This window comes from Sphingomonas profundi, from assembly GCF_009739515.1.
GTDB classification, from domain to species: domain Bacteria; phylum Pseudomonadota; class Alphaproteobacteria; order Sphingomonadales; family Sphingomonadaceae; genus Alterirhizorhabdus; species Alterirhizorhabdus profundi.
In genome coordinates, this window is record NZ_CP046535.1 from 3,047,479 (window position 1) to 3,073,601 (window position 26,123).

The 26,123-nt window shown below is 69.5% G+C and carries 31 protein-coding genes; 18 read left to right on the plus strand and 13 right to left on the minus strand.

What is annotated here, in order from left to right:
* Positions 1-8: 8 nt before the first annotated feature.
* Positions 9-1,589, plus strand: a complete 1,581-nt coding sequence (locus GNT64_RS14555) for a hypothetical protein (RefSeq protein ID WP_156680177.1) — start codon at positions 9-11, stop codon at positions 1,587-1,589.
* Here the strand turns inward: GNT64_RS14555 and GNT64_RS14560 are convergent.
* The 3 genes from GNT64_RS14560 to GNT64_RS14570 are packed head-to-tail and all read right to left on the minus strand — an operon-like array spanning position 1,517 to position 3,676.
* Entirely contained in the window at positions 1,517-2,251 is a 735-nt protein-coding gene (locus GNT64_RS14560; RefSeq protein ID WP_156680178.1) for a class I SAM-dependent methyltransferase, read from the minus strand. The two genes, GNT64_RS14555 and GNT64_RS14560, sit on opposite strands and share 73 nt — an antisense overlap.
* A complete protein-coding gene (locus GNT64_RS14565) occupies positions 2,251-3,252 on the minus strand; it encodes a glycosyltransferase family 2 protein (protein ID WP_231639024.1) in 1,002 nt (333 codons plus the stop codon). Before GNT64_RS14565 ends, GNT64_RS14560 begins: the two co-directional genes overlap by 1 nt.
* Before the next feature lie 10 nt (positions 3,253-3,262).
* Entirely contained in the window at positions 3,263-3,676 is a 414-nt protein-coding gene (locus GNT64_RS14570) for a GtrA family protein (protein ID WP_156680179.1), read from the minus strand.
* Positions 3,677-3,727: 51 nt separating this feature from the next.
* Between GNT64_RS14570 and GNT64_RS14575 the strand changes: the two genes are divergently transcribed.
* The gene (locus GNT64_RS14575) at positions 3,728-5,521 is read left to right on the plus strand and encodes an AcrB/AcrD/AcrF family protein (protein ID WP_156680180.1); all 1,794 of its coding nucleotides are present in this window, start codon (positions 3,728-3,730) and stop codon (positions 5,519-5,521) included.
* Between the two features lie 137 nt (positions 5,522-5,658).
* Here GNT64_RS14575 and GNT64_RS14580 read toward each other — a convergent pair whose 3' ends face one another.
* Both GNT64_RS14580 and GNT64_RS14585 read right to left on the minus strand, forming a co-directional pair.
* Positions 5,659-6,288 (minus strand): HAD family hydrolase, encoded by a 630-nt coding sequence (locus tag GNT64_RS14580; protein ID WP_156680181.1) that lies wholly within the window; start codon positions 6,286-6,288, stop codon positions 5,659-5,661.
* Positions 6,285-6,554 (minus strand): DUF3572 family protein, encoded by a 270-nt coding sequence (locus tag GNT64_RS14585; RefSeq protein WP_156680182.1) that lies wholly within the window; start codon positions 6,552-6,554, stop codon positions 6,285-6,287. Before GNT64_RS14585 ends, GNT64_RS14580 begins: the two co-directional genes overlap by 4 nt.
* Before the next feature lie 39 nt (positions 6,555-6,593).
* Between GNT64_RS14585 and GNT64_RS14590 the strand changes: the two genes are divergently transcribed.
* Positions 6,594-6,992, plus strand: coding sequence for a response regulator (locus tag GNT64_RS14590; protein WP_156680183.1), 399 nt, complete (start codon positions 6,594-6,596; stop codon positions 6,990-6,992).
* On the opposite strand, the gene rpmG is transcribed toward GNT64_RS14590, so the two are convergent.
* The gene (rpmG, locus tag GNT64_RS14595) at positions 6,985-7,152 is read right to left on the minus strand and encodes a 50S ribosomal protein L33 (RefSeq protein ID WP_156680184.1); all 168 of its coding nucleotides are present in this window, start codon (positions 7,150-7,152) and stop codon (positions 6,985-6,987) included. The two genes, GNT64_RS14590 and rpmG, sit on opposite strands and share 8 nt — an antisense overlap.
* Before the next feature lie 208 nt (positions 7,153-7,360).
* Between rpmG and GNT64_RS14600 the strand changes: the two genes are divergently transcribed.
* The 3 genes from GNT64_RS14600 (at position 7,361) to GNT64_RS14610 (ending at position 8,898) form a co-directional block, all read left to right on the plus strand.
* Positions 7,361-7,687, plus strand: a complete 327-nt coding sequence (locus tag GNT64_RS14600) for a hypothetical protein (protein ID WP_156680185.1) — start codon at positions 7,361-7,363, stop codon at positions 7,685-7,687.
* A gap of 20 nt (positions 7,688-7,707) precedes the next feature.
* Complete coding sequence (locus GNT64_RS14605; protein WP_156680186.1) at positions 7,708-8,274, plus strand: TMEM165/GDT1 family protein; 567 nt, start codon at positions 7,708-7,710, stop codon at positions 8,272-8,274.
* A gap of 102 nt (positions 8,275-8,376) precedes the next feature.
* Positions 8,377-8,898, plus strand: a complete 522-nt coding sequence (locus GNT64_RS14610; protein WP_156680187.1) for a Dps family protein — start codon at positions 8,377-8,379, stop codon at positions 8,896-8,898.
* 74 nt (positions 8,899-8,972) lie between these two features.
* Here GNT64_RS14610 and GNT64_RS14615 read toward each other — a convergent pair whose 3' ends face one another.
* Positions 8,973-9,164 carry a small membrane protein YohP gene (locus GNT64_RS14615; RefSeq protein WP_156680188.1) on the minus strand — a complete coding sequence of 64 codons (192 nt, stop codon included), beginning with the start codon at positions 9,162-9,164 and terminating at the stop codon, positions 8,973-8,975.
* Positions 9,165-9,198: 34 nt separating this feature from the next.
* Between GNT64_RS14615 and GNT64_RS14620 the strand changes: the two genes are divergently transcribed.
* Together GNT64_RS14620 and GNT64_RS14625 are read left to right on the plus strand one after the other, a co-directional pair.
* Positions 9,199-9,372, plus strand: coding sequence for a DUF1328 family protein (locus GNT64_RS14620; RefSeq protein ID WP_156680189.1), 174 nt, complete (start codon positions 9,199-9,201; stop codon positions 9,370-9,372).
* A gap of 7 nt (positions 9,373-9,379) precedes the next feature.
* Positions 9,380-10,996: a cisplatin damage response ATP-dependent DNA ligase gene (locus GNT64_RS14625; RefSeq protein ID WP_156680190.1), complete on the plus strand. Its 1,617-nt coding sequence runs from the start codon at positions 9,380-9,382 to the stop codon at positions 10,994-10,996.
* A gap of 94 nt (positions 10,997-11,090) precedes the next feature.
* Here the strand turns inward: GNT64_RS14625 and GNT64_RS22190 are convergent, their stop codons facing one another.
* Positions 11,091-11,924, minus strand: coding sequence for a cold-shock protein (locus GNT64_RS22190; protein ID WP_156680191.1), 834 nt, complete (start codon positions 11,922-11,924; stop codon positions 11,091-11,093).
* Positions 11,925-12,450: 526 nt separating this feature from the next.
* Between GNT64_RS22190 and GNT64_RS14635 the strand changes: the two genes are divergently transcribed.
* The 5 genes from GNT64_RS14635 to rpoN all read left to right on the plus strand — a co-directional run bounded on the left by GNT64_RS14635 (position 12,451) and on the right by rpoN (position 16,907).
* Positions 12,451-13,068 carry a ribonuclease D gene (locus GNT64_RS14635; protein WP_156680192.1) on the plus strand — a complete coding sequence of 206 codons (618 nt, stop codon included), beginning with the start codon at positions 12,451-12,453 and terminating at the stop codon, positions 13,066-13,068.
* 24 nt (positions 13,069-13,092) lie between these two features.
* The gene (gene lptC / locus GNT64_RS14640) at positions 13,093-13,740 is read left to right on the plus strand and encodes an LPS export ABC transporter periplasmic protein LptC (protein WP_156680193.1); all 648 of its coding nucleotides are present in this window, start codon (positions 13,093-13,095) and stop codon (positions 13,738-13,740) included.
* Positions 13,737-14,324 carry an LptA/OstA family protein gene (locus GNT64_RS14645; protein WP_156680194.1) on the plus strand — a complete coding sequence of 196 codons (588 nt, stop codon included), beginning with the start codon at positions 13,737-13,739 and terminating at the stop codon, positions 14,322-14,324. The genes lptC and GNT64_RS14645 overlap by 4 nt, the downstream gene beginning before the upstream one ends.
* Before the next feature lie 203 nt (positions 14,325-14,527).
* A complete protein-coding gene (gene lptB, locus GNT64_RS14650; protein WP_156680195.1) occupies positions 14,528-15,307 on the plus strand; it encodes an LPS export ABC transporter ATP-binding protein in 780 nt (259 codons plus the stop codon).
* 31 nt (positions 15,308-15,338) lie between these two features.
* Complete coding sequence (gene rpoN / locus GNT64_RS14655) at positions 15,339-16,907, plus strand: RNA polymerase factor sigma-54 (protein WP_156680196.1); 1,569 nt, start codon at positions 15,339-15,341, stop codon at positions 16,905-16,907.
* A 1-nt stretch (position 16,908) separates the two neighbouring features.
* On the opposite strand, the gene GNT64_RS14660 is transcribed toward rpoN, so the two are convergent.
* The 4 genes from GNT64_RS14660 to GNT64_RS14675 form a co-directional block, all read right to left on the minus strand.
* On the minus strand, positions 16,909-17,769 hold the full coding sequence (locus tag GNT64_RS14660) for a putative phage abortive infection protein (RefSeq protein WP_231639556.1): 861 nt from the start codon (positions 17,767-17,769) through the stop codon (positions 16,909-16,911).
* A 61-nt stretch (positions 17,770-17,830) separates the two neighbouring features.
* A complete protein-coding gene (locus tag GNT64_RS14665) occupies positions 17,831-18,124 on the minus strand; it encodes a DUF2442 domain-containing protein (RefSeq protein WP_156680198.1) in 294 nt (97 codons plus the stop codon).
* Complete coding sequence (locus tag GNT64_RS14670) at positions 18,117-18,386, minus strand: DUF4160 domain-containing protein (RefSeq protein WP_156680199.1); 270 nt, start codon at positions 18,384-18,386, stop codon at positions 18,117-18,119. Before GNT64_RS14670 ends, GNT64_RS14665 begins: the two co-directional genes overlap by 8 nt.
* 11 nt (positions 18,387-18,397) lie before the next feature.
* Positions 18,398-19,453: a ribonucleotide-diphosphate reductase subunit beta gene (locus tag GNT64_RS14675; protein WP_156680200.1), complete on the minus strand. Its 1,056-nt coding sequence runs from the start codon at positions 19,451-19,453 to the stop codon at positions 18,398-18,400.
* A gap of 323 nt (positions 19,454-19,776) precedes the next feature.
* On the opposite strand from GNT64_RS14675, the gene GNT64_RS14680 reads away from it, so the two are divergent.
* Genes GNT64_RS14680 through GNT64_RS14695 form a run of 4 tightly spaced genes read left to right on the plus strand, consistent with a single transcriptional unit; the run spans position 19,777 to position 23,016 of the window.
* Positions 19,777-20,787, plus strand: a complete 1,011-nt coding sequence (locus GNT64_RS14680; RefSeq protein ID WP_156680201.1) for a glycosyltransferase family 2 protein — start codon at positions 19,777-19,779, stop codon at positions 20,785-20,787.
* Positions 20,784-21,770 (plus strand): acyl-CoA dehydrogenase, encoded by a 987-nt coding sequence (locus GNT64_RS14685; protein WP_156680202.1) that lies wholly within the window; start codon positions 20,784-20,786, stop codon positions 21,768-21,770. The genes GNT64_RS14680 and GNT64_RS14685 overlap by 4 nt, the downstream gene beginning before the upstream one ends.
* A complete protein-coding gene (locus GNT64_RS14690) occupies positions 21,767-22,420 on the plus strand; it encodes a PIG-L deacetylase family protein (protein WP_156680203.1) in 654 nt (217 codons plus the stop codon). The genes GNT64_RS14685 and GNT64_RS14690 overlap by 4 nt, the downstream gene beginning before the upstream one ends.
* Complete coding sequence (locus GNT64_RS14695) at positions 22,417-23,016, plus strand: class I SAM-dependent methyltransferase (protein WP_156680204.1); 600 nt, start codon at positions 22,417-22,419, stop codon at positions 23,014-23,016. The genes GNT64_RS14690 and GNT64_RS14695 overlap by 4 nt, the downstream gene beginning before the upstream one ends.
* Here GNT64_RS14695 and GNT64_RS14700 read toward each other — a convergent pair.
* Entirely contained in the window at positions 23,001-24,932 is a 1,932-nt protein-coding gene (locus GNT64_RS14700; protein WP_156680205.1) for an outer membrane protein assembly factor BamB family protein, read from the minus strand. The genes GNT64_RS14695 and GNT64_RS14700 overlap by 16 nt on opposite strands.
* A gap of 278 nt (positions 24,933-25,210) precedes the next feature.
* On the opposite strand from GNT64_RS14700, the gene GNT64_RS14705 reads away from it, so the two are divergent.
* Positions 25,211-26,062, plus strand: a complete 852-nt coding sequence (locus GNT64_RS14705) for an SDR family oxidoreductase (protein ID WP_156680206.1) — start codon at positions 25,211-25,213, stop codon at positions 26,060-26,062.
* Positions 26,063-26,123 lie beyond the last annotated feature (61 nt).

Here is a 26,123-nt window from a genome sequence, read left to right on the forward strand (position 1 = left end):
TCAGGGCGATGAGCCCACCCGAGACGCGCCTGCCCTGGTGGAGCGACCGCCGCTATCTCGCCTTGCTGGTGGCGCTGAGCGCGGTGCCGATGCTGTGGCCGTCGCTGCCGCCGATCACCGATGCGCTGGGCCACCTCGCCCGCTTCCGCGTGGAGCTGGGCATCGACAGCTCGCCGTGGCTGCGCAACTATTACGCCTTCCGCTGGGCGCTGATCGGCAATCTGGGCGCCGACCTGCTGGTGATCCCGCTGGCGCCGATCTTCGGCCTGCAACTGGCGGTGAAGCTGATCGCCGTCGCCATCCCCACGCTCACCGCCGCCGGCCTGCTGCTGGTCGCGCGCGAGGCGCACGGCCGCGTGCCGGCCACGGCCGCCTTCGCGCTGCCGCTGGCCTACGGCTTTCCATTCCAGTTCGGCTTCCTCAACTACACGCTGTCGATGGGGCTGGCGCTGCTCGCCTTCGCCCTCTGGCTGCGCCTGGGCCGCGCCGGGCGCTACGGCCTGCGCGCCGCGATCTTCGTGGTCGTCGCCCCCCTGCTGTGGCTGTGCCACGTCTATGGCTGGGGGGTGCTGGGGCTGCTGTGCTTCGCGGCCGAGCTGGTGCGCGATCGCGGCCATGGCGGCAGCCGCTGGCACGCGATCTGGCGCGCGGCGCTGGCGATGCTGCCGCTGGCGCCGCCGCTGGTGCTGATGGCGCTGTGGCGCAGCGGCGCGGTGAGCGGCTCCACCGGCGACTGGTTCAACTTCGTCGCCAAGCTCGCCTACGGCCTCGCGATGCTGCGGGATCGCTGGTACGCCTTCGATGTCGGCAGCGTCGCGCTGCTGATCGCGATCGTGGCGATTGCGCTGCTGCGGCGCGGCCTGCGCTTCGATCACATGCTGGCGATCGCGGCGCTGATCCTGTTCCTCACCTATCTGCTGCTGCCGCGCATCCTGCTGGGCTCGGCTTACGCCGACATGCGGCTGATCCCCTATGTGCTGGGCATCGCCGTGATCGCGATCCGCCCGATCGACGCCACCGCCCCGCTGGCGAGGGCGCTGGCGGTGGCCGCCCTGCTGTTCTTCGGCGCGCGCACCGCCGCCACCACGGTGAACTTCATCCGCTACGACCGTGCCTACGCCCGCCAGCTCGTCGCACTCGACCATGTCGAGCCGGGCGCGCGCGTGATGGTGCTCGTCAGCCTGCAATGCCAGGGCACGTGGGAGACGACGCGCATGGACCATCTCGGCAGCCAGGCGCTCGTGCGGCGCGACGCGTTCGTCAACGGCCAGTGGGTGATGCCGGGCGCGCAGCTGCTGAGCGTGATCTACAGGCCGGCCGGGCGCTTCGCCACCGATCCCTCGCAGCTGCTACGCCCGCGTGAATGTCGCGGCTATCACGAGCCGATCCTCGAGGATACGCTGCGGAACTTCCCGCGCGCCGCCTTCGACTATTTCTGGCTCATCGACATGCCGCCGGAACGCTGGCCGCACGAGCCGGACCTGATCCCCGTCTGGCACGGGGCGCGCGGCATCCTCTACCGCGTCGCCCGCTCCGCCACGATCGCGAGGGACACGCCGAACGGCAGCGAGCGCCGGCCGACCCAGTAGCGCTCGGCCCCGAACACCGCTTCCAGCACCGCGTTGACCGGCCTGGGCGGCATCGCATCGTCCCCGCCTTCGCGCTTGCGCAGGCGGCCCACGGCGCGCGCCGCCACCACCAGCGGATAGAGCAGGGTGTTGAAGTGGGTCAGGTGGCGCACGCGATAGCCGTTGGCCTCGAACACGTCGCGCAGGCCGGCGGCGGTGTAGCGGCGCTGGTGGTGGTGCGCCACGTCGTGCGCGCTCCACAGCCCCGGCCCGGCCGGCACGGTGACGAGGATGCGGCCGCCCGGCGCCAGCTTGGGCCACAAGGCGGCGAGGGCCGGGCCGTCGCCCGGAATATGCTCCAGCACGTCCAGCATGGCGATCAGGTCGTAGGCGCCGTCCGCCAGGTCCACCCCGTCCGGCAGCAGCCCGCCCTTCACCGCGATGCCGGTGCGCTGCGTGGCGAGCGCGCGGGCCGGCCCGTCCGGCTCCACCGCGTCCACCCGGCCGAACCGGCGCAGCAGCGCGATGTTCGATCCGGTGCCGCAGCCCATCTCCAGCACGCGGGCATCCGATTTCAGCGGCACCTGCTCACGGATCAGCCGGTCGATGATCTTGCGGCGGGCGACGAACCACCAGTGCTGGCCGTCGATCCGGGCCATGTTGTCGTAGGTGGCGCGGTCCATCAGAGATCCCCGATCCGCTCGCGGACGATGTAGATCGGGCGGTGCTTCACCTCCACCAGGATGCGGCCGACATATTCGCCCAGGATGCCGAGCGACAGCAGCTGCAACCCGCCGAAGAACAGGATCGCCACCATCAGCGAGGGATAGCCCGCCACGTCCGATCCGAACAGCACCGTCCGCGCGATCACGAAGACGGCGAACAGGATACCGGCGAGCGCGATGGCCCCGCCCAGATAGCTCCACACCCGAAGCGGCACGGTGGAGGCGGAGGTGATGCCGTCGATCGCCAGCGTCCAGAGCTTCCAGTAGTTGAACTTGGTCTCGCCGACCTTGCGCTCCACCCGGTCATATTCCACCGCCGTCTGACGGAAGCCGCCCCACGCGAACAGCCCCTTCATGAAGCGGTTGCGCTCCGGCATCACCTTGATGACGTCCACCACCTTGCGATCGAGCAGGCGAAAGTCCCCGGCATGCTCGGGTATCTTGTCCATCGATAGCCAGTTGTGCGCGCGATAGTAGAGATCGGCCGTCATCCGCTTGGGCAGCGAATCGGAGAGGCGATTGCGGCGCACGCCGTAGACCACGTCATGCCCCTGCCGCCACTTCTCCAGCATCGCGCCGATCACCTCGGGCGGATCCTGCATGTCCACGTCGATCGGCACCACCGCTGCCCCGCGCGCATGATCGAGCCCGGCGGAGAGCGCCGCTTCCTTGCCGAAATTGCGCGAGAGCGAGAGGGCACGGATGCGGCCGTCCGCCCGGTGAGCGGCGCAGATGGCGGCGAGCGTCGCATCCTGGCTGCCATCGTCGATGAACAGGATCTCCCAGCCCACCGCGCCGCCGGCCGGATCGCGCAAGGCATCCAGCACCGGCGCCACCCGCGCCACGAACAGGGCGATCGCCTCCTCCTCGTCCTTCACCGGCACGATGAGGGAGAGGATCGGGGCCGCCGCCTCGATACCGACGGGATCGGGACGGGCCGAGAGCATCGTCTGTTCCATGGCCGCGATCCTAATCGAAAACCCAGCGGCGGTTGAGCCAGAATACGGCCAGCGGCGTCACCCCCAGCACCAGCGGATAGGGCGACCAGATCGGCCAGCCGAGACGGGTGACGAGCAGCCATACCCACAGGCTGTTCAGCCCGAAGCTGACCAGCGAGATGATGAGGAAGCGCCCGCCCGTGCGCATCAGATTGTCCCGCCGGCCATGGCCGCGGAAGCTCCAGCGGCTGTGGACGACATAGCCCACCGCCACGGCCGCGAGGAAGCCGATGGCCCACGCCACGTTCGGGTTCAGGTGCGCCCGCGCGGCCAGTACCCAGTAGAGCCCGATGTTGACGAGGCTGGCGAGGCCGCCGGTCAGCGCGTAGCGGACGAGCTGCCCGAACAGCACGCGCCATTCGCCCTGACGTGTCGCGATGTTCATGCCGGCTCCGCTTGCCCTTTAGCCCCGAGCGACTAATGCGCGGGCACCCTCATGGCCAGCTTTCCCGAACATCCGGTGAATCCGTCGGCGAACCCGTTCGCCCGCCACTGGGTGCGCTGGACGCTGCTGCTGTGGCTGGCGGCCGCCATCGCGATGATCGTCACCAAATGGGCCGCGATCCACTGGTTCGCGCTGGGCGATACGGACGACAATCTGCGCATCGCCCAGGTGAACGCCTGGCTGCACGGGCAGGGCTGGTACGATCTGCGGCAATATCGTCTAAATCCGCCGGCCGGCGCCGACATCCACTGGTCGCGGCTGGCGGACCTGCCGATCGCCGGCATTATCCTGCTGGTGAAGCCGTTCGCCGGCTACGTCGTGGCCGAGAAGGCGGCGGTGGCGATCGCCCCCCTGATCCCGCTGGCGCTGGCGATGCTCTCGCTGGCGCTGGCGGCGCGGCGGCTGGTGGCGCCCGGCGCCTTCGCGTTCGGCGCGCTGCTGCTGCTGTGCGGGCAGAGCGCGCTGTTCATGTTCATGCCGCTGCGCATCGATCACCACGGCTGGCAGCTCGCCTTCCTCGCGTTGGCGCTGGCCGGCAGCGCGGATGCGGCGCGGCGGCGCGGCGGCGCGATTGTTGGGCTGGCGACGGCGCTGTCGCTGATCGTGGGGCTGGAGATGCTGCCCTATCTCGCGCTTGCCGGCGGCGTGATCGCGCTGCGCTGGGTCGCGGACCGGGCCGAGCGCGACCGGCTGGCGGCCTATGCGGCGACCCTGGCGGGCGGATCGGCGATCGGCTTCCTGCTGTTCGCCTCCACCGCCAACCGCGCGCCGGTATGCGATGCGCTCTCGCCCGTTTGGCTCTCGGCCAGCCTGGCGGCGGGCGGGCTGCTGGCGGCGCTGGCCTGGACATCCCCGACGAAGCGGCGCGTGCGGCTGGCGCTGGCGGTGGTCGCGGCGGTCGTGCTGGTGGCCGCCTTCGCCTACGCCTGGCCGCACTGCCTGTCGCGCCCGGAAGGCGTGTCGCCGGAGCTGGAGCGGCTGTGGCTCAGCCATGTGCGGGAGGCGAAGCCGATCTACCAGCACGGCTGGCGCGTCTACCTGCCGGCGCTGGCGCTGCCGCTGGCGGGCGCGATCGGCGCGGCGGCGATGCTGTGGCGCGGGCGCGGCACGCCGGCCTTCGCCGCCTGGGCGACGCCCACGCTGCTGGCGATCGCCGCCTGCGCGATGCTGCTGTGGCAGACCCGCGCCGGGCCGGCGGCGCAACTGCTCGGCGTGCCGGGGGCCGCGGCGCTCGGCTGGCTGCTGCTGCCGCGCATCGCGGGCGACCGGCGCCCGTGGGTGCGGCTGGGCGGCGCGATCGCCCTGTTCCTGGTGGTCTCCGGCGTGGCGGTGCCGCTGACGATCAACGCGCTGCCGCCGGCCAGCCCGGGCAAGGGCCGCCGGGCGACGGCCGCCGCCAACCGCAAATGCCCGACCCTGCCGGCGCTGGCGCCGATCGCCCGGCTGCCGCAGGCGACGATCCTGACCTTCGTCGATTTCGGCCCGCGCCTGCTGGCGGTGACGCACCACCGCGCGATCGCCGGCCCCTATCATCGCAACGGCGCGGCGATCCTGGACGTGCAGCACGCCTTTCGCGGCTCCGCTGAGAATGCGCGGCGTATAATGTGGCGGCACGGCGCGACTTTGCTGCTGATCTGCCCCGGCATGTCCGAATCGACGATCTACGCGGGCGAGGCGCGGAACGGCTTCTACGCGCAGCTGATGCGCGGGCGAGTGCCGGGCTGGCTGGCGCCGGTGCCGCTGCCGAAGAGCAATCCGCTGCGGCTGTGGCGGCTGGCGGGATAGCGACGCTACGTCCCCTCTCCTCTCCCCGAGCGAAGTCGAGGGGCGGTCATGCGGTGCGCAAGTCGACGTTCGGTCCTGCCGACAGGCGCGTCTCGACTTCGCTCGACGCACGGTAGGGGGTGAGCGGCGTCGCGCCGCTACGCCGCCGCCGCGCCGCCGCGCAGCTTCTCCAGCACCCACGCCTTCGCCTCGGTCCAGTCGTCGATGCGGGCGTGGGCGTGCGGCGCTTTGGGCGTGTGCGCCGCCACCTGCGGCTCCGCGATCATGTGCAGGCGCCACACCCCCGGCTGGTGCTTCGCCACCGACTCATGATGCACCGAAAGGTCGTCGACAAACACCGTGGCGCTCGGCCGATACTCGTCCACCAGCCGGCCGACCGGCGTGCCCTTGCCGCCCTGGTTGCACACCACCCGGTGGCGGATGCCGTGCGCCTCCAGCTGCGCCACGCGGCCGGCATGGCAGTGATCGCCCAGATTGGTGAGCACGACGATGTCGGCGACGGCGCCGATCTCCGCCAGCGCCTCGCCGGCGTGGGGCACCAGCGTCTGGCGATCCATCTCGGTGGCGAAGAAGCCGTCGAGCAGCGGCCACACCTCGGTCGCGGCCACCTGCGCGCCATCCCGCCGGTGGGTGAGCGCGCGGCCGAAATCATGCGCGCTGCCGATCGCGAAATCGATGCCGTGCGCCTCGTCCAGCCAGGCGCCGAAGTGGCTGACCATGTGCAGCAGCACCTCGTCGCAGTCGGTGATCAGCAGCGGACGGCTCATGCCTCAAGCTCCATGCGGGCGGCGACCAGCGCCTCTGGTGAAACGGCGAGCGCGTCGGCGCACGCCATGAGATCGGGCTGGTGCGCCTCCAGGAAGGCCAGCACCGCGCCCAGCACGGCCGGATCGGCGGCGCGGCCGCGCAGGTCGTCCGGCGTCAGCCCGGTCAGCGCGAGCAACCGCTCGCCCCGCGCATCGTCGCCGAGCGTCCAGGCGAGCGCGGCGAGCGCCAGCGCCAGCGGGTCGTGGCTTACTTTGTCGGAACGCATCGCCTACATCTCCGGCTCGATGTGTGTCAGGGGCGGGGCGTGGCGAAGAAAGTGCTCGTTGTCGAGGACAACGAACTGAACCTAAAGCTGTTCTGCGATCTGCTGCGCGCCCACGACTATGAGGCGGAGCCGGTGCGCGACGGCCGCGAGGCGGTGGCGCGCGCGGCGGCCTTCGCGCCCGACCTGATCGTGATGGACATCCAGCTGCCGCACGTGAGCGGGCTTGAGCTGATCGGCCGGCTGAAGGCGGACGAGAGCCTGCGCGCGATCCCGATCATGGCGGTCACCGCCTATGCGGGCAAGGGCGACGAGGAGCAGATCAGGGCGGCCGGCGCCGAGGCCTATGTCTCCAAGCCCATCTCCGTGATGCGCTTCGTGGAGACGGTGGAAGGGCTGATCGAGCGGGAGGATGCCCCCCCGCCGAGACCGCTTACTTGATCTTGGCTTCCTTGAAATCGACGTGCTTGCGCACGACCGGATCATATTTGCGGAAGGTGAGCTTCTCGGTCAGGTTGCGCGGATTCTTCTTGGTGACGTAGAAGAAGCCGGTGTCCGCCGTGCTGACGAGCTTGATCTTGACGGTGGTCGGCTTGGCCATGCCAAACATCCTTGAGTGGTGATGACGCGAAAAAAGAAAGCGGCGTCGCCGCCGCTCCCCAAAGCAGGCCGCGCCAATGGCGCAGGCGGCCCCCCGAGTCAAGACCGCGCGCCCGATGCGGGCATGATCGCGATGCGGCGGATCGCCCGGTGCTTAATCCTGCGCTAATCCGGATGCGCTACCAAGCGGCGCAGAAGGGGATCGAACCATGGCCATCGCCGCCGCCGAAGACCGACTGACCTTGATCGACGAGCTCCGCGCCCGCATCGACCAGCTCGATCGCGACGCCCGCCTGCTCTCGATCGGCGAGCTGTGCCGCCGGGTCGACGCCGTGCGCAACATCGCCGGCGCCGCCCGGCTGCTGCCGCTGGCGCGGCTGGCCGGCGGCCTGCGCGACGCGCTGGCGCGCGAGGGGCGCGGCGCATCGGTGCGGACGTGGACGGATGTGATGCGCGAGGCGATCGGCCACGACGCGCAGGACGAGGCGACCGCCACCGCCTTCCTCACCGCCGTCGCCGCCCGGCTGGCGGGCTAGGCCGGAAGGGGCGGCGGCAGATGGACGCGCTGCTGCCGGCCTTCGTCGCCGCCGGGCTGGCCGAGATCGGCGATCGCACGCAGCTGCTCGCGATCCTGCTCGCCGCGCATTATCGCGCGCCGCTGGCGGTGATCGGCGGGGTGGCGGTGGCGGCGCTCGCCAACAGCCTGCTCGCCGCGTTCGGCGGCACGATGATCCACGATCTCATCAACCACCGCGCGATCGCGCTGATGCTGGCCGTGGGCCTGGTCTTCGCCGGCGCCGGCGCCTTCTGGCGACCGCGACCGCCCCTGCTCTCCACCTACGGGCCGATCGGCGCCTTCGGCACGACCGCGATCGGCTTCTTCATCCTCGAATTCGGCGACAAGACCCAGCTGCTGACGATGACGATCGCGGCGCGGGTCGATTCGCTGCTGCTGGCCGGCGTCGGCGCCGCCGCCGGTATCACCCTGGCCAACGTGCCGGCGGTGCTGCTGGCGCAAGAGTGGCCGCGCCTGGTTCCCCTGCCCGCAGTCCGCGCCGGTATCGGCATCCTCTTCCTCGTCATCGGCGCGGTCGTGGCGATCGGCGCGCTGCGGATCGGCTGATCGGGCGGGCGACGCTTTTTCGACAGGCCGGGCCGCCCGCCATGCCACCAAGCGGGGCGACGATCGTTAGCGCACCCGATCGACCCCCGCAGGAGGAACAGCATGGCCAAGACCACCAAGACCGAAAAGCCGCCCAAGCCCGAGCTGGCGACGCCGACCGACCTGCAGACCAACTCGGCACTGTCGGTGGCGGATGCGCTGAACGGCATCCTGGCGGACAGCTTCGCGCTGTACCTGAAGACCAAGAACTTCCACTGGCACGTCTCCGGCCCGCATTTCCGCGACTATCACCTGATGCTGGACGATCAGGCGACGCAGATCCTGGGCACCACCGATGCCATTGCCGAGCGGGTGCGCAAGACCGGCAACACCACGCTGCGATCGATCGGCGACATCGCCCGCCACCAGCGCATCCGCGACAACGACGCCGAGTTCGTCAGCCCGCGCGACATGCTGGCAGAGCTGCGCGAGGACAATCTGGCGCTCGTCGCATCGCTGCGCGAGGCCAAGGACATCGTCGACGAGGCCAAGGACAATGCGACCAGCGGCATCCTCGACGACTGGACCGACCTGGCCGAGGAGCGCGCCTGGTTCCTGTTCGAGGCGAGCCGCAACGCCGCCTGACAAGACGCGCTACCGACAATGGGGGGCGGGGGCGAGAGCCTCTCGCCCCCTTTTTATTGGACGGACGACGATCGTCAGAAGATCATCTTCAGCACGCCCGTCACCACCAGCAGGCCGATCAGGGAGATCGCCAGAACCACGCACCCGATCGCCCGCATCATCACCTTGGTCTCCACTTCGTTACGGGCGAAGAACCGGCCCGCGATCGATCCGTTCCGCCTCGGTGGGCCGCAGCGAACGGGGCAGGGAACGGGCGGCTCGGCCACGGCGTTCGGCTCGCATCATCTCTGGAGACGTTCGATGTTGAAATGGGCCTTGATCTTCCTCGTCGTGGGCGTGCTGCTGGGCGCGATGGGTTTCGGCGGCATCGGCGGCGCGTTCGTCGGCATCGCCAAGATCCTGTTCTTCGTCGCGATCGCCATCTTCCTGATCTTCCTGGTGCTGGCGCTGATGGCCGGGCGAAAGGTCGTCTAGCCACCGGATGCGCGAATTCTCGCACCTGCTGGACGGGCTGGTCTACACGCGATCGCGCAATGCGAAGCTGAAGCTGATCGCCGATTATCTGCGCGTGACGCCCGATCCGGATCGCGGCTGGGCGATCGCGGCGCTGACCGGCGAGCTGGACCTGCCGGCGGTGAAGGGTGCCGCGATCCGCGCCCTCGTCGAGGAGCGGGTCGATCCCGTGCTGTTCGGCATGAGCCGCGACTATGTCGGCGATCTCGCCGAGACGGTCGCGCTGCTCTGGCCCAAGCCGCTCGGCCAGCCGCCCGAGCTGGACGACGGCGCGCTGCGGCTGTCGGCGGTGGTCGAGCGGCTGCGGACCCTTGGCCGCGCTGATGCCCCGCGCGCACTGGCCGGCATGCTCGACCATCTCGATGCGAGCGGCCGCTACGCGCTGCTGAAGCTCGCCACCGGCGAGCTGCGCGTCGGCATCTCGGCCCGGCTCGCCAAGACGGCGCTGGCGCAGGCGTTCGCGCTGGACGTGGATGCGGTGGAGGAGGTGTGGCACGGCCTCGCACCGCCCTACTCCGCACTGTTCGACTGGGGCGAGGGCACGGCGGCCCAGCCGACGGCGGCGAACACGCCGGTGTTCCGCCCGTTCATGCTCGCCCACCCGCTGGAGGCGCTGCGCGTCGACCTGGCCGACTATGCCGCGGAGTGGAAGTGGGACGGCATCCGCGTGCAGATCGTCGGCATCGGCGGCGAGACGCGGCTTTACAGCCGTGCCGGCGACGACGTGACGCGAAGCTTCCCCGACGTCGCCGCCGCCTTCCGCGGTATCGGCGTGCTGGACGGCGAGCTGCTGGTGAAGGGCGAGGCGCAGGGCGGCGCGCTGAGCGACGAGGAGGGCGGCGGCGCGGCCAGCTTCAACGCGCTGCAGCAGCGGCTGGGGCGCAAGATCGTCTCGGCCAAAATGCAGGCCGATTATCCCGCGTTCGTCCGCCTCTACGACATCCTGTTCGACGGCGCGGAGGATGTGCGCGGCCTGCCCTGGGTGACGCGGCGGGCGCGGCTGGAGGCGTTCGTCGCCGGGCTCGATCCCGATCGGTTCGATCTCTCCGGCCTGATCGAGGCGGCCGACTTCGATGCGCTGGAGGCGATCCGCGCCGGCGCGCGCGATGCCGCGATCGAGGGCGTGATGCTCAAGCGGCGCGACAGCCCCTATGTCGCCGGGCGGCGGGCGGGGCTGTGGTACAAGTGGAAGCGCGATCCGCTGACCGCCGACTGCGTGATGATGTATGCGCAGCGCGGCCACGGCAAGCGATCGAGCTTCTACTCCGACTATACGTTCGGCTGCTGGACCGGCGATCCGGCGGACGGCGGCGAGCTGCTGCCCGTCGGCAAGGCTTATTCAGGCTTCACCGACGAGGAGCTGAAATGGCTCGATCGCTTCGTGCGCGGCCACACGCTCACCCGCTTCGGCCCAGTGCGGGAGGTGGAGAAGAGCCTGGTGCTGGAGGTGGCGTTCGATTCGATTCACGAATCGAAGCGCCACAAGTCCGGCCTGGCGATGCGCTTTCCCCGCATCGCCCGCATCCGCCGCGACAAGCCGGCCGACGAGGCCGACCGGATCGAGACGCTGCGCCGGATGGTGTGAGAAGCCCGCGCAATCGGCGAAGGGATCTGAAACGAAGAAGCCCGGCCGCGCATCGCTGCGGGCCGGGCTCGTTCATCGCCTCAGGCGGAGAGGATCAGGCGAGCGAGGTGAGGTTCACCGCCGCATATTTGCCGCGACGATCGACTTCCAGCTCGAACTCCAGGCGGTCGCCCTCGTTCAGGTTCGTCATGCCCGCGCGCTCGACGGCGGAGATGTGGACGAACGCGTCCGGCTGCCCGTCATCGCGCTGGATGAAGCCGAAGCCCTTCATCGCGTTGAAGAACTTCACCGTGCCGCTGGCCTTCTCGCCCGTCAGCTGGCGCTGCGGGCCGCCACGGGGCGCGCCACCGGGGCCGGCATCGCGATCACGCGGCGGGCCGCGATCCTCGACCGGCAGGGGCTCGCCCTCGATCTTCAGGTCGGTCGCCGAAACGCGGCCGCCGCGATCGACGAGGGTGAACTCCAGCGGCTGGCCCTCGGCCAGGCCGGTGAGGCCCGCCTGCTCGACAGCGGAGATGTGGACGAACACGTCCTCACCGCCATCATCGCGCACGACGAAGCCGAAGCCCTTCTGCGCGTTGAAGAATTTCACGACGCCCTTGCCTTCGCCGATCACCTGCGCGGGCATGCCGCCGCCACGGCTGCCGCCGCCGCCACCGCCACGGAAACCGCCGCCGCCACCGCCGCCGAAGCGATCGCCGCCGTAACCGCCGCCGCCGCCGCCACCGCCGAAGCGATCGCCGCCGCCACCGAACCGGTCGCCGCCGCCGCCGTAACCACCGCCGCCGCCGAAGCGATCGCCGCCGCCGCCGTAGCCGCCACCGCCGAACCCGCCGCCGCCATAGCCGCCACCGCCGAAGCTATCGTCGCCGCCGAAGCCCTTGCCCTTGTCGCCGCGCTGCCCGCGCCGTCCTCGATCGAAACTCATGCCGTATCAGTCTTTCCGCTTCGCCCACCGTCGCATTCGGCGGGGCCAACCAGGCGTGGCCGCCCCACCGCCAGCGCAAAACCATAGCGCGCCGGTTCCTTGGCATAGCCCAAAACATACATCGCCGCGAGCGGTTTCGATTCACAGTCAAGAGGCCACAATAGCAGGTGCAGCCATGTTGATCCGGCCGATCGGCCCGGCCCGCAATTGTGACAGTCCACCTCTTTTCATGCGGGTCGCAGTGGTGCGCAACAGGAAGAATCCGCCGTTTTTCGCAAGATCGTCGGCTGAGCGGCGCCCGCCCCCGCTGCCGGCCACCCGGCCCGGCCAAGTGCCTCGCATTCGCCCGCCGCGAGACGACGCCGCTTGGCAACGCCAGCCGCCGCAGCGCGGGGCGGCGGGATCGGTGGCGCCCGGCGACGCCAGCGCGACTCGGGCGACCGGCCGCGCGGCCCGCTGCCGCCCACGATTCCCGTCGACCGAAACACACGTTGAGCGGATCGCCCGCCGCGACTATGCGGGGCGGATGACCGTCCATTTCCACGAGGAGGATCTGCCGCCCGGCATCCTCGCCCCCGGCGCGATCGCCGTCGATACCGAGACGATGGGGCTGCTCACCCCGCGCGACCGGCTGTGCGTCGTCCAGATCTCCGATGGCGAGGGCGACGAGCATCTCGTCCGCTTCGGCCCGGGCAGCGACTATGCGGCGCCCAACCTGCGCGCGGTGCTGGCCGATCCGCAGCGGCTGAAGCTCTACCATTTCGCCCGCTTCGACATCGCCGCGATCCGCCACTATCTGGGCGTGGTGGCGGCCCCGGTCTACTGCACCAAGACGGCCTCGCGCCTGATCCGCACCTATACCGACCGCCACGGCCTGAAGGAGCTGGTGCGCGAACTGCTGGGCCAGGACATCTCCAAGCAGCAGCAGACGTCCGACTGGGGCGCGCCCGAGCTCAGCGACGCGCAGAAGGATTATGCCGCGTCCGACGTGCGCTTCCTGCATCAGCTGAAGGAGAAGCTGGACGTGCGGCTGGCGCGCGAGGGGCGGGCGGCGCTGGCCCAGGCCTGCTTCGATTTCCTGCCGCACCGCGCGGAGCTGGATCTGGCCGGCTGGCCCGAGGTGGATATCTTCGCGCATGTCTGATCCGGCGGGGCGCTGAGGCGCGCAATGGCCGAGAGCGCGATCGCGGCGCGCGGCGCCCGGCAGAGCTGGGCCGCGCCCGGCAGCGGCCACGATCGCCTGATCCGTGTGCTGCGGCTGCTGCTGCCGGCGCTGATCGCCGTGCTGCTGGTGCTGCTGGCGGTGGCGCCGCTGACCGTGGGGCGCGACATCTCCTTCGTCCTCTCCAAGGATCGTGTCGCCGTGGCGCGGGAGCGGATGCGCGTGTCCGACGCGATCTATCGCGGCGAGGACGGCAAGGGCCAGCCCTTTGCCATCCGCGCCGGATCGGCGGTGCAGCGCACATCCGCCGACCCCACCGTGCGGCTGGCCAACCTCTCCGCGCGGATCGCGCTGCCGGAAGGACCGGCCTCGATCGTGGCCAATTCCGGCCGCTACGACATGGCCGGCGAGCGGGTGCTGATCGACGGGCCGGTGCGCTTCGCCACCGCCGACGGCTACCGCCTCGACACGCGTGACGTGGGCGTCGACCTGAAGACGCGGCGCGTGGCGAGCGGCGGCCCGGTCGACGGGCTGATGAAGCTCGGCCGGTTCAGCGCCAACCGGATGACCGCCGATCTCACCACCAAGGTGGTGGTGCTGGAGGGGCGGGCGCGCTTGCATATCGACCAGCGGCAGTCCAGAGGGCGGCGATGACGCGGGGGCTGTCTCTCTCTGTGATGCTGGGTGCCGCGCTGTGCGGGCTGGCGGCGCTCGACGCCCCGCCCGCGCGCGCGCAGGCGGTGTCCGCCCTGAAGGGGCATGACAGCAACGCGCCGGTGGACGTGGAGGCGGATCGCATCGAGGTGCAGGATCGTGCCGATCGCGCCATCTTCTCCGGCAACGTGCGGGTGAAGCAGAGCGATCTCACGCTCCAGTCCGGCCGGCTGACGGTGGCCTATGCCGGCGGCAACGGCAGCACGCAGATCCAGCGGCTGGACGCCGCCGGCAACGTGATCGTCACCTCGCCGACCGAGCGGGCGACCGGCAACTTCGCGATCTACGATCTCAACCGCCGCCTCATCACGATGCTGGGCGACGTGAACCTCGTGCGCGGCGACAGCAACGTGCGCGGCGGCCGGCTGGTGATCGATCTCACCAGCGGCCGCGCGACGGTGGACGGCAGCGCAGTGGGCGGCGGCGGCGTGAGCGGCGGCCGCGGCGGACGCGTGACGGGTCGCTTCACCGTGCAGCAGCAGACGCCTGCCAAGCCGGCCCAGGCTCCGGCCAAGCCGAACTGAGGCGCCTCTTTACTCCGGTCCCGGCTTCGCTCTAACGCGGCTCGGGACAGGCCGGGGCTCGTCCACTCCTGTCTTACCGGAGACGCGCCGGCTCCGCAGCGGGACGGACGGTCTTGCCCCACCGCCGCGCCTGCGCCATGCACGAAGCCTGCCAGTCGCGCATTGGCAACGGCCGGTTAACCTGATTGAGCGAGCATGACCGCATGAACGAGGCCACCCTGATCGATCCGCCGGCGCACCGCGCGCCGGGCGACGGTGTCGCGCGCGGGCTCTCCATCGTCTCGATCGCCAAATCCTATGACAAGCGGCAGGTGCTGTCGGACGTGTCGCTGGACGTGGGGCGCGGCGAGGTGGTGGGCCTGCTCGGCCCGAACGGCGCCGGCAAGACGACGTGCTTCTACTCGGTGATGGGGCTGGTGAAGCCGGATGCCGGGCGCATCCTGCTGGACGGGCAGGACATCACCAAGCTGCCGATGTACCGCCGCGCGATCCTGGGCCTCGGCTATCTGCCGCAGGAGACATCGATCTTCCGCGGCCTCACCGTCGCCAAGAACATCATGGCGGTGATCGAGATGGTGGAGCCGGACACGAGCGCGCGCGAGGCGCGGCTGGACCAGCTGCTCGGCGAGTTCCACCTGGCCCACCTGCGCGATTCGCCGGCGATGGCGCTTTCGGGCGGCGAGCGGCGGCGCTGCGAGATCGCCCGCGCGCTGGCCGCCGACCCCTCGATCATGCTGCTGGACGAGCCGTTCGCCGGCATCGACCCGATCTCGATCAGCGACATCCGCGACCTGATCTGCCAGCTGAAGGAGCGCGACATCGGCGTGCTCATCACCGATCACAATGTGCGCGAGACGCTCGACATCGTCGATCGCGCCTGCATCATCTACGACGGCCGCGTGCTGTTCGCCGGCAGCCCCGAGGCGCTGGTGGCCGACGAGAATGTGCGCCGCCTCTATCTCGGCGAGGGCTTCGCGCTGTGAGGGCGCGGATGCCCGCCGGGCGGTAAACCCGATGGGGCTCGGCCCGCGCCTCGATCTCCGCCAGTCGCAGTCGCTGGTGATGACGCCGCAGCTGCAGCAGGCGATCAAGCTGCTGGCGCTCTCCAACCTGGAGATAGAAGGCTTCATCGCCGAGGAGCTGGAGCGCAACCCGCTGCTGGAATCGGCCGGACCGGACGAGGGCGGCAGCGAGCCGCGCGACCTGGCCGACACCCGCGATGCCGACGCACGCGACCCCGACTCCTTCGACCCGCTTGAGCCCGCCACGGCCGACCAGCTGATCGCCGGCGGCGACGCCGCGGCCGATGCGCCGCTGGACGTGGACTATGCCGCCGAGACCTTCCACCATGACGGCCCCACCGACAGCATAGGCGACAGCATCGCGGCCGGCGACGGGCCGGGGCTGGACGGCGGCCTGCGGCTGGACGGTGCCGGCGGCGGCGGATCCTTCGAAGAGGGCGCCGGCTTCGAGGCGACGCTGGCGAGCGAGATCTCGCTACACGACCATCTGCTCGCCCAGGCGGGCGCCGCACTCGCGGGCACGGACCTCGCCATCGCCGCCCAGCTGATCGATCAGATCGACGAAGCCGGCTACCTGACCGGGGACTGCATGGACGTGGCGCAGCGGCTGCGCGTGCCGCTGGCGCGGGTGGAGCGGGTGCTCGCCACGATCCAGACGTTCGAGCCGACCGGCGTCGGCGCGCGCACCCTGGCCGAGTGCCTGACCCTGCAGGCCAGGGAGGCCGATCGCTGCGACCCGGCGATGGCGCGGCTGCTCGCCAATCTCGATCTGCTCGCGCGCGGCGCGCTGCCGCAGCTGCGCCGGCTGTGCGGCGTGGACGAGGAGGACATGGCCGACATGATCCGCGAGCTGCGCGACTATGATCCGAAGCCGGGCTTGCGCTACGGCTCCGCGCGCGTGCAGGCGGTGACGCCCGATCTGTTCGTGGCGCGCACCCGCGCCGGCTGGGCGATCGAGCTGAACAGCGCCACCCTGCCCCGCCTGCTGGTGAACCGCAGCTACCATGCGGAGCTGGCGGCCGGCATCGCGGGCGGCGCGGCCGGCAAGGAAGGCAAGGCGTGGCTGGGCGAGTGCCTGGCCAGCGCCAACTGGCTGGTGAAGGCGCTGGACCAGCGCGCCCGCACGATCATGAAGGTGGCGACCGAGATCGTGAAGCAGCAGGAGGCCTTCTTCCTCCACGGCGTCGCCCACCTGAAGCCGCTGACCCTGAAGACGGTGGCGGACGCGATCGGCATGCACGAATCGACGGTGAGCCGCGTCACCTCGAACAAATATCTGTCGTGCGAGCGCGGCTTCTACGAGCTGAAATACTTCTTTACCAGCGGCATCCAGTCCTCCGACGGCGGCGACGCGGCGAGCGCGGAGGCGGTGAAGAGCCACATCAAGGCCCTGATCGCGGCCGAGGGCGACGCGATCCTCTCCGACGACAAACTGGTGGAGCTGCTGAACGCCAGGGGCTTCGACATAGCGAGGCGGACGGTGGCGAAGTATCGCGAGGCGATCGGTCTGGGGAGTTCGGTGCAGCGGCGGCGGCAGAGGGTGTTGGGTAGAGCGGCTTGACTTAGGTTATCGGATCTTCACGGAAGGCATCCTTTTGAAAAATTGGGCAAAGGATATCTCGCTCCCAAGCAAATCCAGCATTGGTTAATCTGATATTATGAAGGAGAGCGTGCTTATCGATCAGAGGTCTAAATTTTTCAAATCCTGGCCCAACACTACAGTTATATAAGAGTAAAACTTGTTCAGAGTTGGATAATTGCGCTCGCAGTAGCCTAATATAAAAGGCCTTGTCAATTCCATCCGACTCATCAACGAATCTCACTATATGATAAAGAGTCCTATGATAGTGTCCGATATCATCTTCAAACTTATCATAGAATTTTGCATATATTGATTTGATTAGGTCGAGATCTTCTGTCTTCTTAACCCGTCCCAGAGCATTTCTCAGGGTGGAGAGAAGTCGTTTAAAGGCGTCTCTGCCGACATGCTGATGTATATATTTATAATCGACGTTACCATCATCATGACTAACTCGCTGACGCTGCCAAATATCTGTGCCTGCGACCAAAGTGTTATGATGCGCCAACAAACTATAGAATGTATTTTCGAATGCTTGCGTGCGTGTTAATGTAACCTGCTCGCGAAACTGCGTATCCCTCTCAGCGCGTTCCTCGTTCTGTATTTCAACCGCTTTCCATGCGCCAACTGCCGCAAGAGTGGCCATTAAACTGCTGATAAACCCGAATGAGTCACCAAACTGTCCAGCAATAGTTAATGAATCATCTCGAATATGAATCAGAACAGGAAGAAAGGTCTGAAGAAGAACGCCTAGCGCTACTAAAATCCAAATGAAAATGAACAAGCTTGGGCTTGGTGATCTCTTTCCTCGAAACCAATGCCGCTTTTCATTGTCATTTTTCATTTTCACGCTCGCCTATCCATAGCCTAAGCGCCTCTATCAAAAATTATTGTGAGAATATATCCTAATACAAAGCTGCGTTAGTCTTCTTAAATGGTCTCGTTTCTGTCATATCACCGCTTGCTCTCAGCAATTGATTAGCCAAAGCTTTAGGAGCTAGTTCGAGACCGTTTGACCAAGCAAGCGCACCAGCCTCATTGAAAGCTCTAGCGAAATAAGCTGGATCGCCAAGCGGCCGCGTCAGCACCGTATCCCGCGCGATTAGTCCCGCCGCCGACCAACGCCCGCTCTGCCCATCATTGAACGTCAACTCAAGTTCATGGTCGCCCACGACTTCGATTCTAGTCAGCTTAATCATCGAGGTCAGCTCCTGGGATCATCTCCATCGGCAACAGGTCTTCGCCGCGCTGCCAGTTTGCCAGCAAGTCCGCCTGATGGTCCAGCGCCCATTGGCGAACCAGCTTCGCCGCCTTCTTGGGCAGGCTGCCTTCGAGGATTTCGCCACTGTCTATGCGGACGAACGCCTCGAAGCCCTGATAGCTGGCGTGGAAGTGGGGCGGCGGGTGGTCGTCATGATACATGCGGATGACGATGCCGAAGAAGATCGAAATGATCGGCATCGCCCCGAGGCCTACTCCGCCGCCACGCCCGTGTTCGGTCCGAACAGCCCCATCTCCGCCACGTCCTCGTTCGCCGCCGGCACCACGCCCGCCAGCTTGCGGCGGTCGAAGGCGTCCCATACCTCGTTCCAGTTGCCGCGGGTGGCGGCCTTGGAATATTCGGTGGCGCGGGTCTCGAAGAAGTTGGCGTGCTCCACGCCGTTCAGCAGGGGCGCGAGCCAGGGCAGCGGGTGCTCGTCGATCATGTAAATCGGCTTCAGGCCCAGCTGGCCCAGCCGCCAGTCGGCGATGAAGCGGACATATTGCTTGATGTCCTTCGGCGTCATGCCGCTCACCGGCCCCATCTCGAACACCAGGTCGATGAAGGCGTCCTCCAGCCGCACCGTCTTCACGCACTGGTCGAGGATGTCGTCGCGCACCGCCGGGGTCATGCAGTTCCGCTCCTTCACGAAGGCGTGGAACAGGCGGATGATGCCGTCGCAGTGCAGGCTCTCGTCGCGGACGGACCAGGTGACGATCTGGCCCATGCCCTTCATCTTGTTGAAGCGCGGGAAGTTCATCAGCATGGCGAAGCTGGCGAACAGCTGCAGCCCCTCCGTGAAGCCGCCGAACATGGCCAGAGTGCGGGCGATATCCTCGTCCGTGTCCACGCCGAAGGTGCTCAGATAGTCGTGCTTGTCCTTCATCTCCTTATACTGGAGGAAGGCGGAATATTCGCTCTCGGGCATGCCGATCGTGTCGAGCAGGTGGCTGTAGGCGGCGATGTGCACCGTCTCCATGTTGCTGAACGCGGTCAGCATCATCTTGATCTCGGTCGGCTTGAACACGCGACCGTATTTCTCGTGGTAGCAATCCTGCACCTCCACGTCGGCCTGGGTGAAGAAGCGGAAGATCTGGGTCAGCAGGTTGCGCTCGTGATCGGTCAGCTTCTGCGCCCAGTCGCGGCAATCCTCGCCCAGCGGCACCTCCTCCGGCAGCCAGTGGAGCTGCTGCTGGCGCTTCCAGAACTCGAACGCCCACGGATATTCGAACGGCTTGTAGGTCTTGCGGGCTTCGAGCAGCGACATGATCTCGGTCCTTCCACGGGCGGTGCGCGGCGATGGCGGCGCGCTGCCCTGATGAGCGGCGCGGATGGTAACGCGCGGCCGCGGCGGCCGCCAGTGCGATCATCGTCCAATCGCGCACGCGGCTGGGGATAACCCCCAAGGATTGCGTCGCGATGCGGGGCCACCATCCATATATGGTGGCGGCGGCGGAATGCCAGCCAGCCCGCGACGCTGCCGGCGGTGTTTGGCGGCCGTGGCCGCGATTGCCGCTTGCCAGCGCGCCCGCCGATCGGCGAAGAAGCTGGTATGCCTAGAGAATCCACCCGCCAGTGACAGATCCGGGCATGATCGCCATCGGCGTGCCGGTGCGCGACGAGGAGGAGCGCCTGCCGCGCCTGCTGCACGCGCTGGCCGATCAGCGCGGGGCGCCGCCCTTCCGGCTGTGCCTGTTCCTGGACGGCTGCACCGATGGCAGCGCGGCCCTGGTCGCCGCGCTCTCCGCCACCCTGCCCTACCGAATTGTGAGCGACCGCACCGATCGCGCCGGCCCGCCCAATGCCGGCCTGGCGCGCGCACGGGCGATGGCGCTGGCGCTGGCCGCAGCACCAGACGGCATCCTGCTGACGACCGACGCGGACGGCGCGCCGGCGACGGACTGGATCGCCGCCAACCTCGCCGCCCTCGCCTCGGCGGACGTGGTGGCCGGCCGGATCGTGCGCGGCGCGGAGCCGCCCTCGCGCCGGCAGGATCGCATCGACACCTACTACGCCCACCTGTACCGCGCGCGCCGCGCCATCGACCCGATCGGGTGGGAGCCCGACCCCGCCCATCACTGGACCAGCGGGGCCAGCCTGGCGCTGCGCGCCGCCACCTATCGCGCGCTGGGCGGCATAGCGCCGCTGGCGAACGGGGAGGATGCCGCTTTGTGCGACGCGGCCGAGCGGGCAGGGCTGCGGGTGCGGCGCGACGCCGCCGTCCTCGTGCGCACCTCCGCCCGCCGGCGGGGGCGCGCCGACGGCGGCTTCGCGGCGGCGCTCGCCCAGCTCGATCGCGGCGACGACATGCCGATGACGACCCATCCCGAGGACGAGATGTGGCGCTTCCGCATGCAGGCGGAGGCGCGATCGCTGCACGGGCGCGGCGATTATGCGAGCTTCTCCGCCCGCCTGGGCCTGCCTCCGCAGGAGGTGGAGCAGGTGGCGGCGGAGTGTCGCAACGGCGCCGCCTTCGCCGCCCGCATCGTCGGCCCGCCGCCCGGCGGCGCCCGCATGGTGCGCTTCGACGATGCCGAGCGTATCCTCGTACCCGTGGCGCGCGTGCCGGCCGGGCAGCCGACGCTCTCGAACGTGGCATGAGGCCGGCGATCGCGCGGGCGACGATCGCGTCGCTGACGGCCGACCTCGCCGACCTGAACGATCCGGCCGATGCGCGCGCGCTGCTGGGCCTGCTGCGCACGCTGTACGCGGTCGGCCGGCGGGACGTGCCGCTGGGCCGGCTGTTCGAGGGGCATGTCGATGCCCTCCAGCTGGTCTCACGCTACGGCACCGCCGCGCAGCGCGAGGCCGCGCGCACCGCCGCGCGCGCGGGCGGCGCCTTCGGCGTGTGGAACGCGGACTGGCCGGGCGATGCGGCGCGGCTGGAGGACGGGCGGCTGGCGGGCGGCAAGGCGTTCGCCTCCGGCGCCGGCATCCTCAGCCACGCGATCGTGCCGGTGGATGGGGGCGGCGGGCGCCAGCTGCTGCTGGTGGACCTCGCCGCAGCACCGCCCGAGATCGACCGGACATGGTGGCGGGTGACGGGGATGCAGCGATCGGAGACGCACCGCGTCCGCTGGTCGGGAGCGCGGCTTGCCGAAGAGGCCGCCATCGGCAGCCCCGGCGACTATGTGCGCGAGCCGTGGTTCAGCGGCGGCGCGCTGCGCTTCGCCGCGGTGCAGGCCGGCGCGGTGGCGGGCCTGGTCGATCAGGTGCGCGACCATCTGGTGGCGCAGGACCGCGCCGGCGATCCGCACCAGGCCGGGCGGCTGGCGGATCTGTACTTGGCCGCGCAATCGGCGGCGGACGCCGTGGCGGCGGCCGCGCGCGGGTGGCGGGCGGATGCGGTGGCGGAGACGCTGGCGGGCGTGGCGGCCGCCCGCGCCGCCGTTTATGCGGCGGGCGAGCATGCCCTCACCCTGGCGCAGGCGGCGGTGGGGGTGCAGGCGATGTTCGTCGATCATCCGCTGGCCGCCACGCTCGCCGATCTCGCCGTCTATCTCCGCCAGCCCGGGCCGGATGCACAGCGCATGCGCGCCGGCGCCGCCGTCGCCAACGGCCTGCTGACGCCGGCGCTGCGATGAGGCCGCCGCTCACCGCCCGCCGCGTGATCGTGGTGGCGCCCCACCCGGACGACGAGGCGATCGGCGCGTGGGCGCTGATGCGGGCGCTGCGCCGCCAAGGTGCGCGTATCGCGGTGGTCGTCGTCAGCGACGGCGGCGCCTCACACCCGCAGAGCCGCCGCTGGCCGCCCGCCCGGCTGACGCGGGAGCGGCAGCGCGAGACGCGGCGCGCCATGGCGACGCTCGCCATACCGCCGCACCGCATCCGCTTCCTCGGCCTGCCCGATGGCGCGCTGGAGACGATGGTCGCGCGCGTGTCCGCCGCGATCGCCGGCGCGCTGCGGCGCTGCCCCGCGCCGGACCTGATCGTCGGCCCGGTGGCAAACGACGCGCATGGCGACCACCGCGCCGTGGCGCAGGCGATCGCCCGCATCCCGCGCCGGGGCGAGCGCCGGCTGGGCTACCGCGTCTGGCCGGAGGACGCGGCCGGCCCCGGCCACCGTCTGCGGATCGCGCTGAGCGGGCGGGAGATGGGCATCAAGCGGCGGGTGGTGCGCGGGTATCGCACGCAGGCGGGGCGCATCACCGACGCCGCCGCCGGCTTCACCATGACGGCGCGGCACCTGCGCGCCTTCGTCCGCCCGAGCGAACGCTTCGCGGTGCTCGCATGAGGGCGATCGACCTCGCCGGCTTCGAGCACAAGTTCGCGCAGGACGCGGATCCGTGGTCGACGTGGGCCAGCCGCGACGAGGCGCTGAAGCGGCGGGCGATCCTGCACGCGCTGCCGCCCGGCATCAGCGGGCGCGTGCTGGAACTCGGCGCCGGCAACGGATCGAACAGCCGCCCGCTGGCCCGCCGTGCGCTGCGCCTGGACGCGACCGAGGCGACGCGCGAGGGCACCCGCCTGGTCGCGCGCGCGGTGGCGGAGCGGGCGCCCCGGGCGCGGGCGGTGCGGCTGATCGTGCCCGCCGCGCCGCCGCGCGCGCGGTACGATGCGATCGTTGTGGCCGAACTGCTATACTATCTCGATGCGCGGGCGATGCGGGCGCTCGCCCGGCAGGTGGCGCGGCGGCTGCGGCCGGGCGGCGTGCTGGTCCTCGCCCATCACCGCATCACCTTCTACGATTTCGCGCAGCATGCGGACGGCATCCACGAACGCTTCCTGCGCCAGACCGGCATCGGCTGGCGCGTCCGCCCGGTAAGGCGGACCGGCCGGTGGCGCGTGATCGCGTGCAAACCGGCCGGCGCGGCTCACTCGACCGAGTAGACCAGCAGCACGTTGCCGGGCATCTTGCCGGCGAAGCCGTAGCCCGATCCCATCACGAGCATGCCGCGATAAGCGATCGGCGCCAGGCCGCCGCCCATCGATCCGCCATGCGCCGGCACCTTGTTGACGGTGGGATAGGTCTTCACCGTGTCGTCCGCCCATAATTGCTTGCCGGTGGCGGTATCCAGGATGCGCAGATAGCCGTCATTGCCGCCGGCCATCAGCAGTTCGGGCGTGATCGTGATCGCGCCCGAATAGCCGGGGTGGCAGAATTTGCGGGCGCCGCACTCGCTCTGCGACGGCGCCTGCCACACATAGTCGCCGCTCGCGACGTCCAGCGCGTAGAGGCCGGGGCGGGATGCCATGTCGTACTTGCGGCCATCGGGCACGTCGCTGACCGGGAAGAAGGCGACGCCGCCATGCGCGGCCAGGCCGAAGTGGATGCCGCCGACCACGCCGCCGCGGCCGATCTGGCGCTTCCACACGAGCTTGCCGCTCTCCGCATCCAGCCCGTAGGCGATACCCGATTTCTGGCCGCTCACCACATAGTCGCGTCCGTCCTTGCCCTTGGCCAGCACCGCGCCGGCGCCGAAATCATAGTCGGGGCCGTCCTCCTTCGGGCAGTTCGCCTTGTCCTTCTCGTCGCACGATCCGTTCCAGGCATCGCCGGCCATCGCCTGATAGGACCAGGCGATCCGCCCGGTCCGCACGTCCATCGCGATGATGGCGTCGCCATTGGGGGTGACGGGCGAGGAATAGTTGCCGCCGGTGGTGAAGTAGATGCGGTCGCGCTTCACGTCGACCGCGGGGCTGTTCCACACCGGCGCGCCGGACGGGCCGAACCGGCCGGTGCCGGCGCTGGTGGTGCCGTGCTGCGCCGTCTCGGGAACGAGGAAGGTCTGCCACTTGCGCCTGCCCGTGCGCGGATCGAGCGCGACAATCGAGCCGCGGAAGGTGCAGCACGGATAAGCGGGGTTGACCGCCGCGCCCTCCTCCAGCGAGGAGACGGGCACGAACAGGGTGTCGCCGTACAGGGTGGGCGCGCCGGTAAGCGTCGTGCTCGGATGCTCGTCGGCGGACTCGCGCCACAGCTGGCGGCCGGTGAAGGCGTCCAGCGCGTACACGTCGCCGGTCAGGTCGCCGAAATAGGCGATCGGCGCGGCCCTGGCGTCGCCGGCCTTCCACGGACTGACGACGATCGCGGTGCGGACTTCGGCCGATGCGGCGAAGGTCCAGCGGGCGCAGCCGGTGGCGGCATCCAGCGCGTAGACGGTGCCGTCGTGGCTGCCGACGAAGATCGCGCCGCCGGCTATGGCGGGTTCCGAGCGGGCGCGCAGCGCGTTGGGGAAGCCGATCGCCCATTTCAGCTTCAGCCGGCCCACGTTGCGGCGATCGATGCCGGCGGTGGCGGTGGGGATCATGTGGCTGTTCGCGGGATCGAGCCCCCAGCCGGTGAAGGCGGGCGGCAGCGCGCGATCGAACGCCGCCGCCTTGCCGGTGCACATCACCGGCTTCACCGCCCCGGCGGCGCCGAGCTTGCGGCTGGTGATATATTCGGCGACGGCCACCTTCTCGTCGTTGCTCAGGCCGGCCGCGATATCCTTCATCACGCCGGTGGTGAGCGCGCGGTAGATCGATTCGGGCGCGGTCTGCTCCAGCAGGAAGCGCTGCGGCGCGCGGTTCACGCCGCTTTGGTGGCAGCCGATGCAGAGCCCCTCATACACCTTGGCGCCCTTGGCCTTCGTCTCCGCGCTGATGTTGCCGTTGGCGTCGCGATAGGCGTCGGCGAAGGCGTCGGTCGTCGCCGAGCTGTCGGAGACCTTCCGCTCGACCGGCGCCGCCACCGCCGCCAGCGCGATCGCGAGAGAGGCGCCGAGCAGCCCCAGCCTGATGGTTCGGGAACCGCGTGCCGCCATGATGATCCGCTCCTCGTCGCTTCTGCCGCGTGGCCGGGCGCGCCGGATTCGGCGAGACCGTCGCCCGCCCGTCACACCTGAATGGCCGCTACGCAACTATCGCAAATGCCGATGATCGCCGGATCATGGCGCATCACGCGTCGCCACGTGACGTGCGTTCGAGGCCCGGTCGCATCGCGGGTTCCGTCCGGCCCATTCGGTCGAGCGGGGCGTCGGGCGGACAGGCCGATGAACCGGCGCGGATGCCGATCGTTCGGGGCGCAACCAGGGAGATTGTGATGAGCGCCACCGACCCGATGATCCACGAGGACGACCTGCCCGGCGAGGAGGCGAAGCTGGATCCCAAGCCCGAGTGGAGCCCGCGCTTCCCGGGCTCGGGCCGGCTCGACGGCAAGGTCGCGCTCGTCACCGGCGGGGACAGCGGCATCGGCCGCGCGGTGGCGGCACTGTTCGCGCGCGAGGGAGCCGATGTCGCGATCCTCTACCTGAAAGAGCATGAGGATGCGCAGCAGACCGCCAAGATCGTGACGATCGAGGGACGCCGCTCGCTCGCCATCGCCGGCGACGTCGGCGACAAGGCGTTCTGCGAGAAGGCGGTGGCGGAAGTGGTCGAGACGCTGGGCGGCATCGACATCCTCGTCAACAATGCCGGCGAGCAGCATCCCGACGAGGACATCACCGACATCACCGAGGCGCAGCTGCGCCGCACCTTCCAGACGAACATCTTCGGCATGTTCTTCCTGACGCAGGCGGTGCGCCCGCACCTGAAGGCGGGCTCCGCGATCGTCAACTGCACCTCCGTCACCATGTATCAGGGATCGAAGGATCTGCTCGACTACTCGTCCACCAAGGGTGCGATCACGGCCTTCACCCGCTCGCTCTCCGAGAATCTGGTCGGCGACGGCATCCGCGTGAACGCAGTGGCGCCCGGGCCGATCTGGACGCCGCTCAACCCGTTCGGCGGGGCCGATCCGGAGAAACTGAAGACGTTCGGCCAGAGCACGCCGATGGGCCGCGCCGGCCAGCCGAACGAGGTCGCCCCCGCCTTCCTGTTCCTCGCCTGCGAGGATTCGAGCTACATGTCGGGCCAGGTGCTGCACCCGAACGGCGGCATGGTCGTGAACGGCTGATCCCGCCCCCGCCTCCCCTCTCCCGAGCGCAGTCGAGGGACCGATCGAGCGCAGCCGAGAT

Bases quoted from the DNA above. Each gene is read 5' to 3' on its own strand.
- GNT64_RS14555 (WP_156680177.1), top strand. From the start codon at position 9: ATGAGCCCACCCGAGACGCGCCTGCCCTGGTGGAGCGACCGCCGCTAT.
- GNT64_RS14560 (WP_156680178.1), bottom strand. From the start codon at position 2,251: ATGGACCGCGCCACCTACGACAACATGGCCCGGATCGACGGCCAGCAC.
- GNT64_RS14565 (WP_231639024.1), bottom strand. From the start codon at position 3,252: ATGGAACAGACGATGCTCTCGGCCCGTCCCGATCCCGTCGGTATCGAG.
- GNT64_RS14570 (WP_156680179.1), bottom strand. From the start codon at position 3,676: ATGAACATCGCGACACGTCAGGGCGAATGGCGCGTGCTGTTCGGGCAG.
- GNT64_RS14575 (WP_156680180.1), top strand. From the start codon at position 3,728: ATGGCCAGCTTTCCCGAACATCCGGTGAATCCGTCGGCGAACCCGTTC.
- GNT64_RS14580 (WP_156680181.1), bottom strand. From the start codon at position 6,288: ATGAGCCGTCCGCTGCTGATCACCGACTGCGACGAGGTGCTGCTGCAC.
- GNT64_RS14585 (WP_156680182.1), bottom strand. From the start codon at position 6,554: ATGCGTTCCGACAAAGTAAGCCACGACCCGCTGGCGCTGGCGCTCGCC.
- rpmG (WP_156680184.1), bottom strand. From the start codon at position 7,152: ATGGCCAAGCCGACCACCGTCAAGATCAAGCTCGTCAGCACGGCGGAC.
- GNT64_RS14600 (WP_156680185.1), top strand. From the start codon at position 7,361: ATGGCCATCGCCGCCGCCGAAGACCGACTGACCTTGATCGACGAGCTC.
- GNT64_RS14605 (WP_156680186.1), top strand. From the start codon at position 7,708: ATGGACGCGCTGCTGCCGGCCTTCGTCGCCGCCGGGCTGGCCGAGATC.
- GNT64_RS14610 (WP_156680187.1), top strand. From the start codon at position 8,377: ATGGCCAAGACCACCAAGACCGAAAAGCCGCCCAAGCCCGAGCTGGCG.
- GNT64_RS14620 (WP_156680189.1), top strand. From the start codon at position 9,199: ATGTTGAAATGGGCCTTGATCTTCCTCGTCGTGGGCGTGCTGCTGGGC.
- GNT64_RS14625 (WP_156680190.1), top strand. From the start codon at position 9,380: ATGCGCGAATTCTCGCACCTGCTGGACGGGCTGGTCTACACGCGATCG.
- GNT64_RS22190 (WP_156680191.1), bottom strand. From the start codon at position 11,924: ATGAGTTTCGATCGAGGACGGCGCGGGCAGCGCGGCGACAAGGGCAAG.
- GNT64_RS14635 (WP_156680192.1), top strand. From the start codon at position 12,451: ATGACCGTCCATTTCCACGAGGAGGATCTGCCGCCCGGCATCCTCGCC.
- lptC (WP_156680193.1), top strand. From the start codon at position 13,093: ATGGCCGAGAGCGCGATCGCGGCGCGCGGCGCCCGGCAGAGCTGGGCC.
- GNT64_RS14645 (WP_156680194.1), top strand. From the start codon at position 13,737: ATGACGCGGGGGCTGTCTCTCTCTGTGATGCTGGGTGCCGCGCTGTGC.
- lptB (WP_156680195.1), top strand. From the start codon at position 14,528: ATGAACGAGGCCACCCTGATCGATCCGCCGGCGCACCGCGCGCCGGGC.
- rpoN (WP_156680196.1), top strand. From the start codon at position 15,339: ATGGGGCTCGGCCCGCGCCTCGATCTCCGCCAGTCGCAGTCGCTGGTG.
- GNT64_RS14660 (WP_231639556.1), bottom strand. From the start codon at position 17,769: ATGAAAAATGACAATGAAAAGCGGCATTGGTTTCGAGGAAAGAGATCA.
- GNT64_RS14665 (WP_156680198.1), bottom strand. From the start codon at position 18,124: ATGATTAAGCTGACTAGAATCGAAGTCGTGGGCGACCATGAACTTGAG.
- GNT64_RS14670 (WP_156680199.1), bottom strand. From the start codon at position 18,386: ATGCCGATCATTTCGATCTTCTTCGGCATCGTCATCCGCATGTATCAT.
- GNT64_RS14675 (WP_156680200.1), bottom strand. From the start codon at position 19,453: ATGTCGCTGCTCGAAGCCCGCAAGACCTACAAGCCGTTCGAATATCCG.
- GNT64_RS14680 (WP_156680201.1), top strand. From the start codon at position 19,777: ATGATCGCCATCGGCGTGCCGGTGCGCGACGAGGAGGAGCGCCTGCCG.
- GNT64_RS14685 (WP_156680202.1), top strand. From the start codon at position 20,784: ATGAGGCCGGCGATCGCGCGGGCGACGATCGCGTCGCTGACGGCCGAC.
- GNT64_RS14690 (WP_156680203.1), top strand. From the start codon at position 21,767: ATGAGGCCGCCGCTCACCGCCCGCCGCGTGATCGTGGTGGCGCCCCAC.
- GNT64_RS14695 (WP_156680204.1), top strand. From the start codon at position 22,417: ATGAGGGCGATCGACCTCGCCGGCTTCGAGCACAAGTTCGCGCAGGAC.
- GNT64_RS14700 (WP_156680205.1), bottom strand. From the start codon at position 24,932: ATGGCGGCACGCGGTTCCCGAACCATCAGGCTGGGGCTGCTCGGCGCC.
- GNT64_RS14705 (WP_156680206.1), top strand. From the start codon at position 25,211: ATGAGCGCCACCGACCCGATGATCCACGAGGACGACCTGCCCGGCGAG.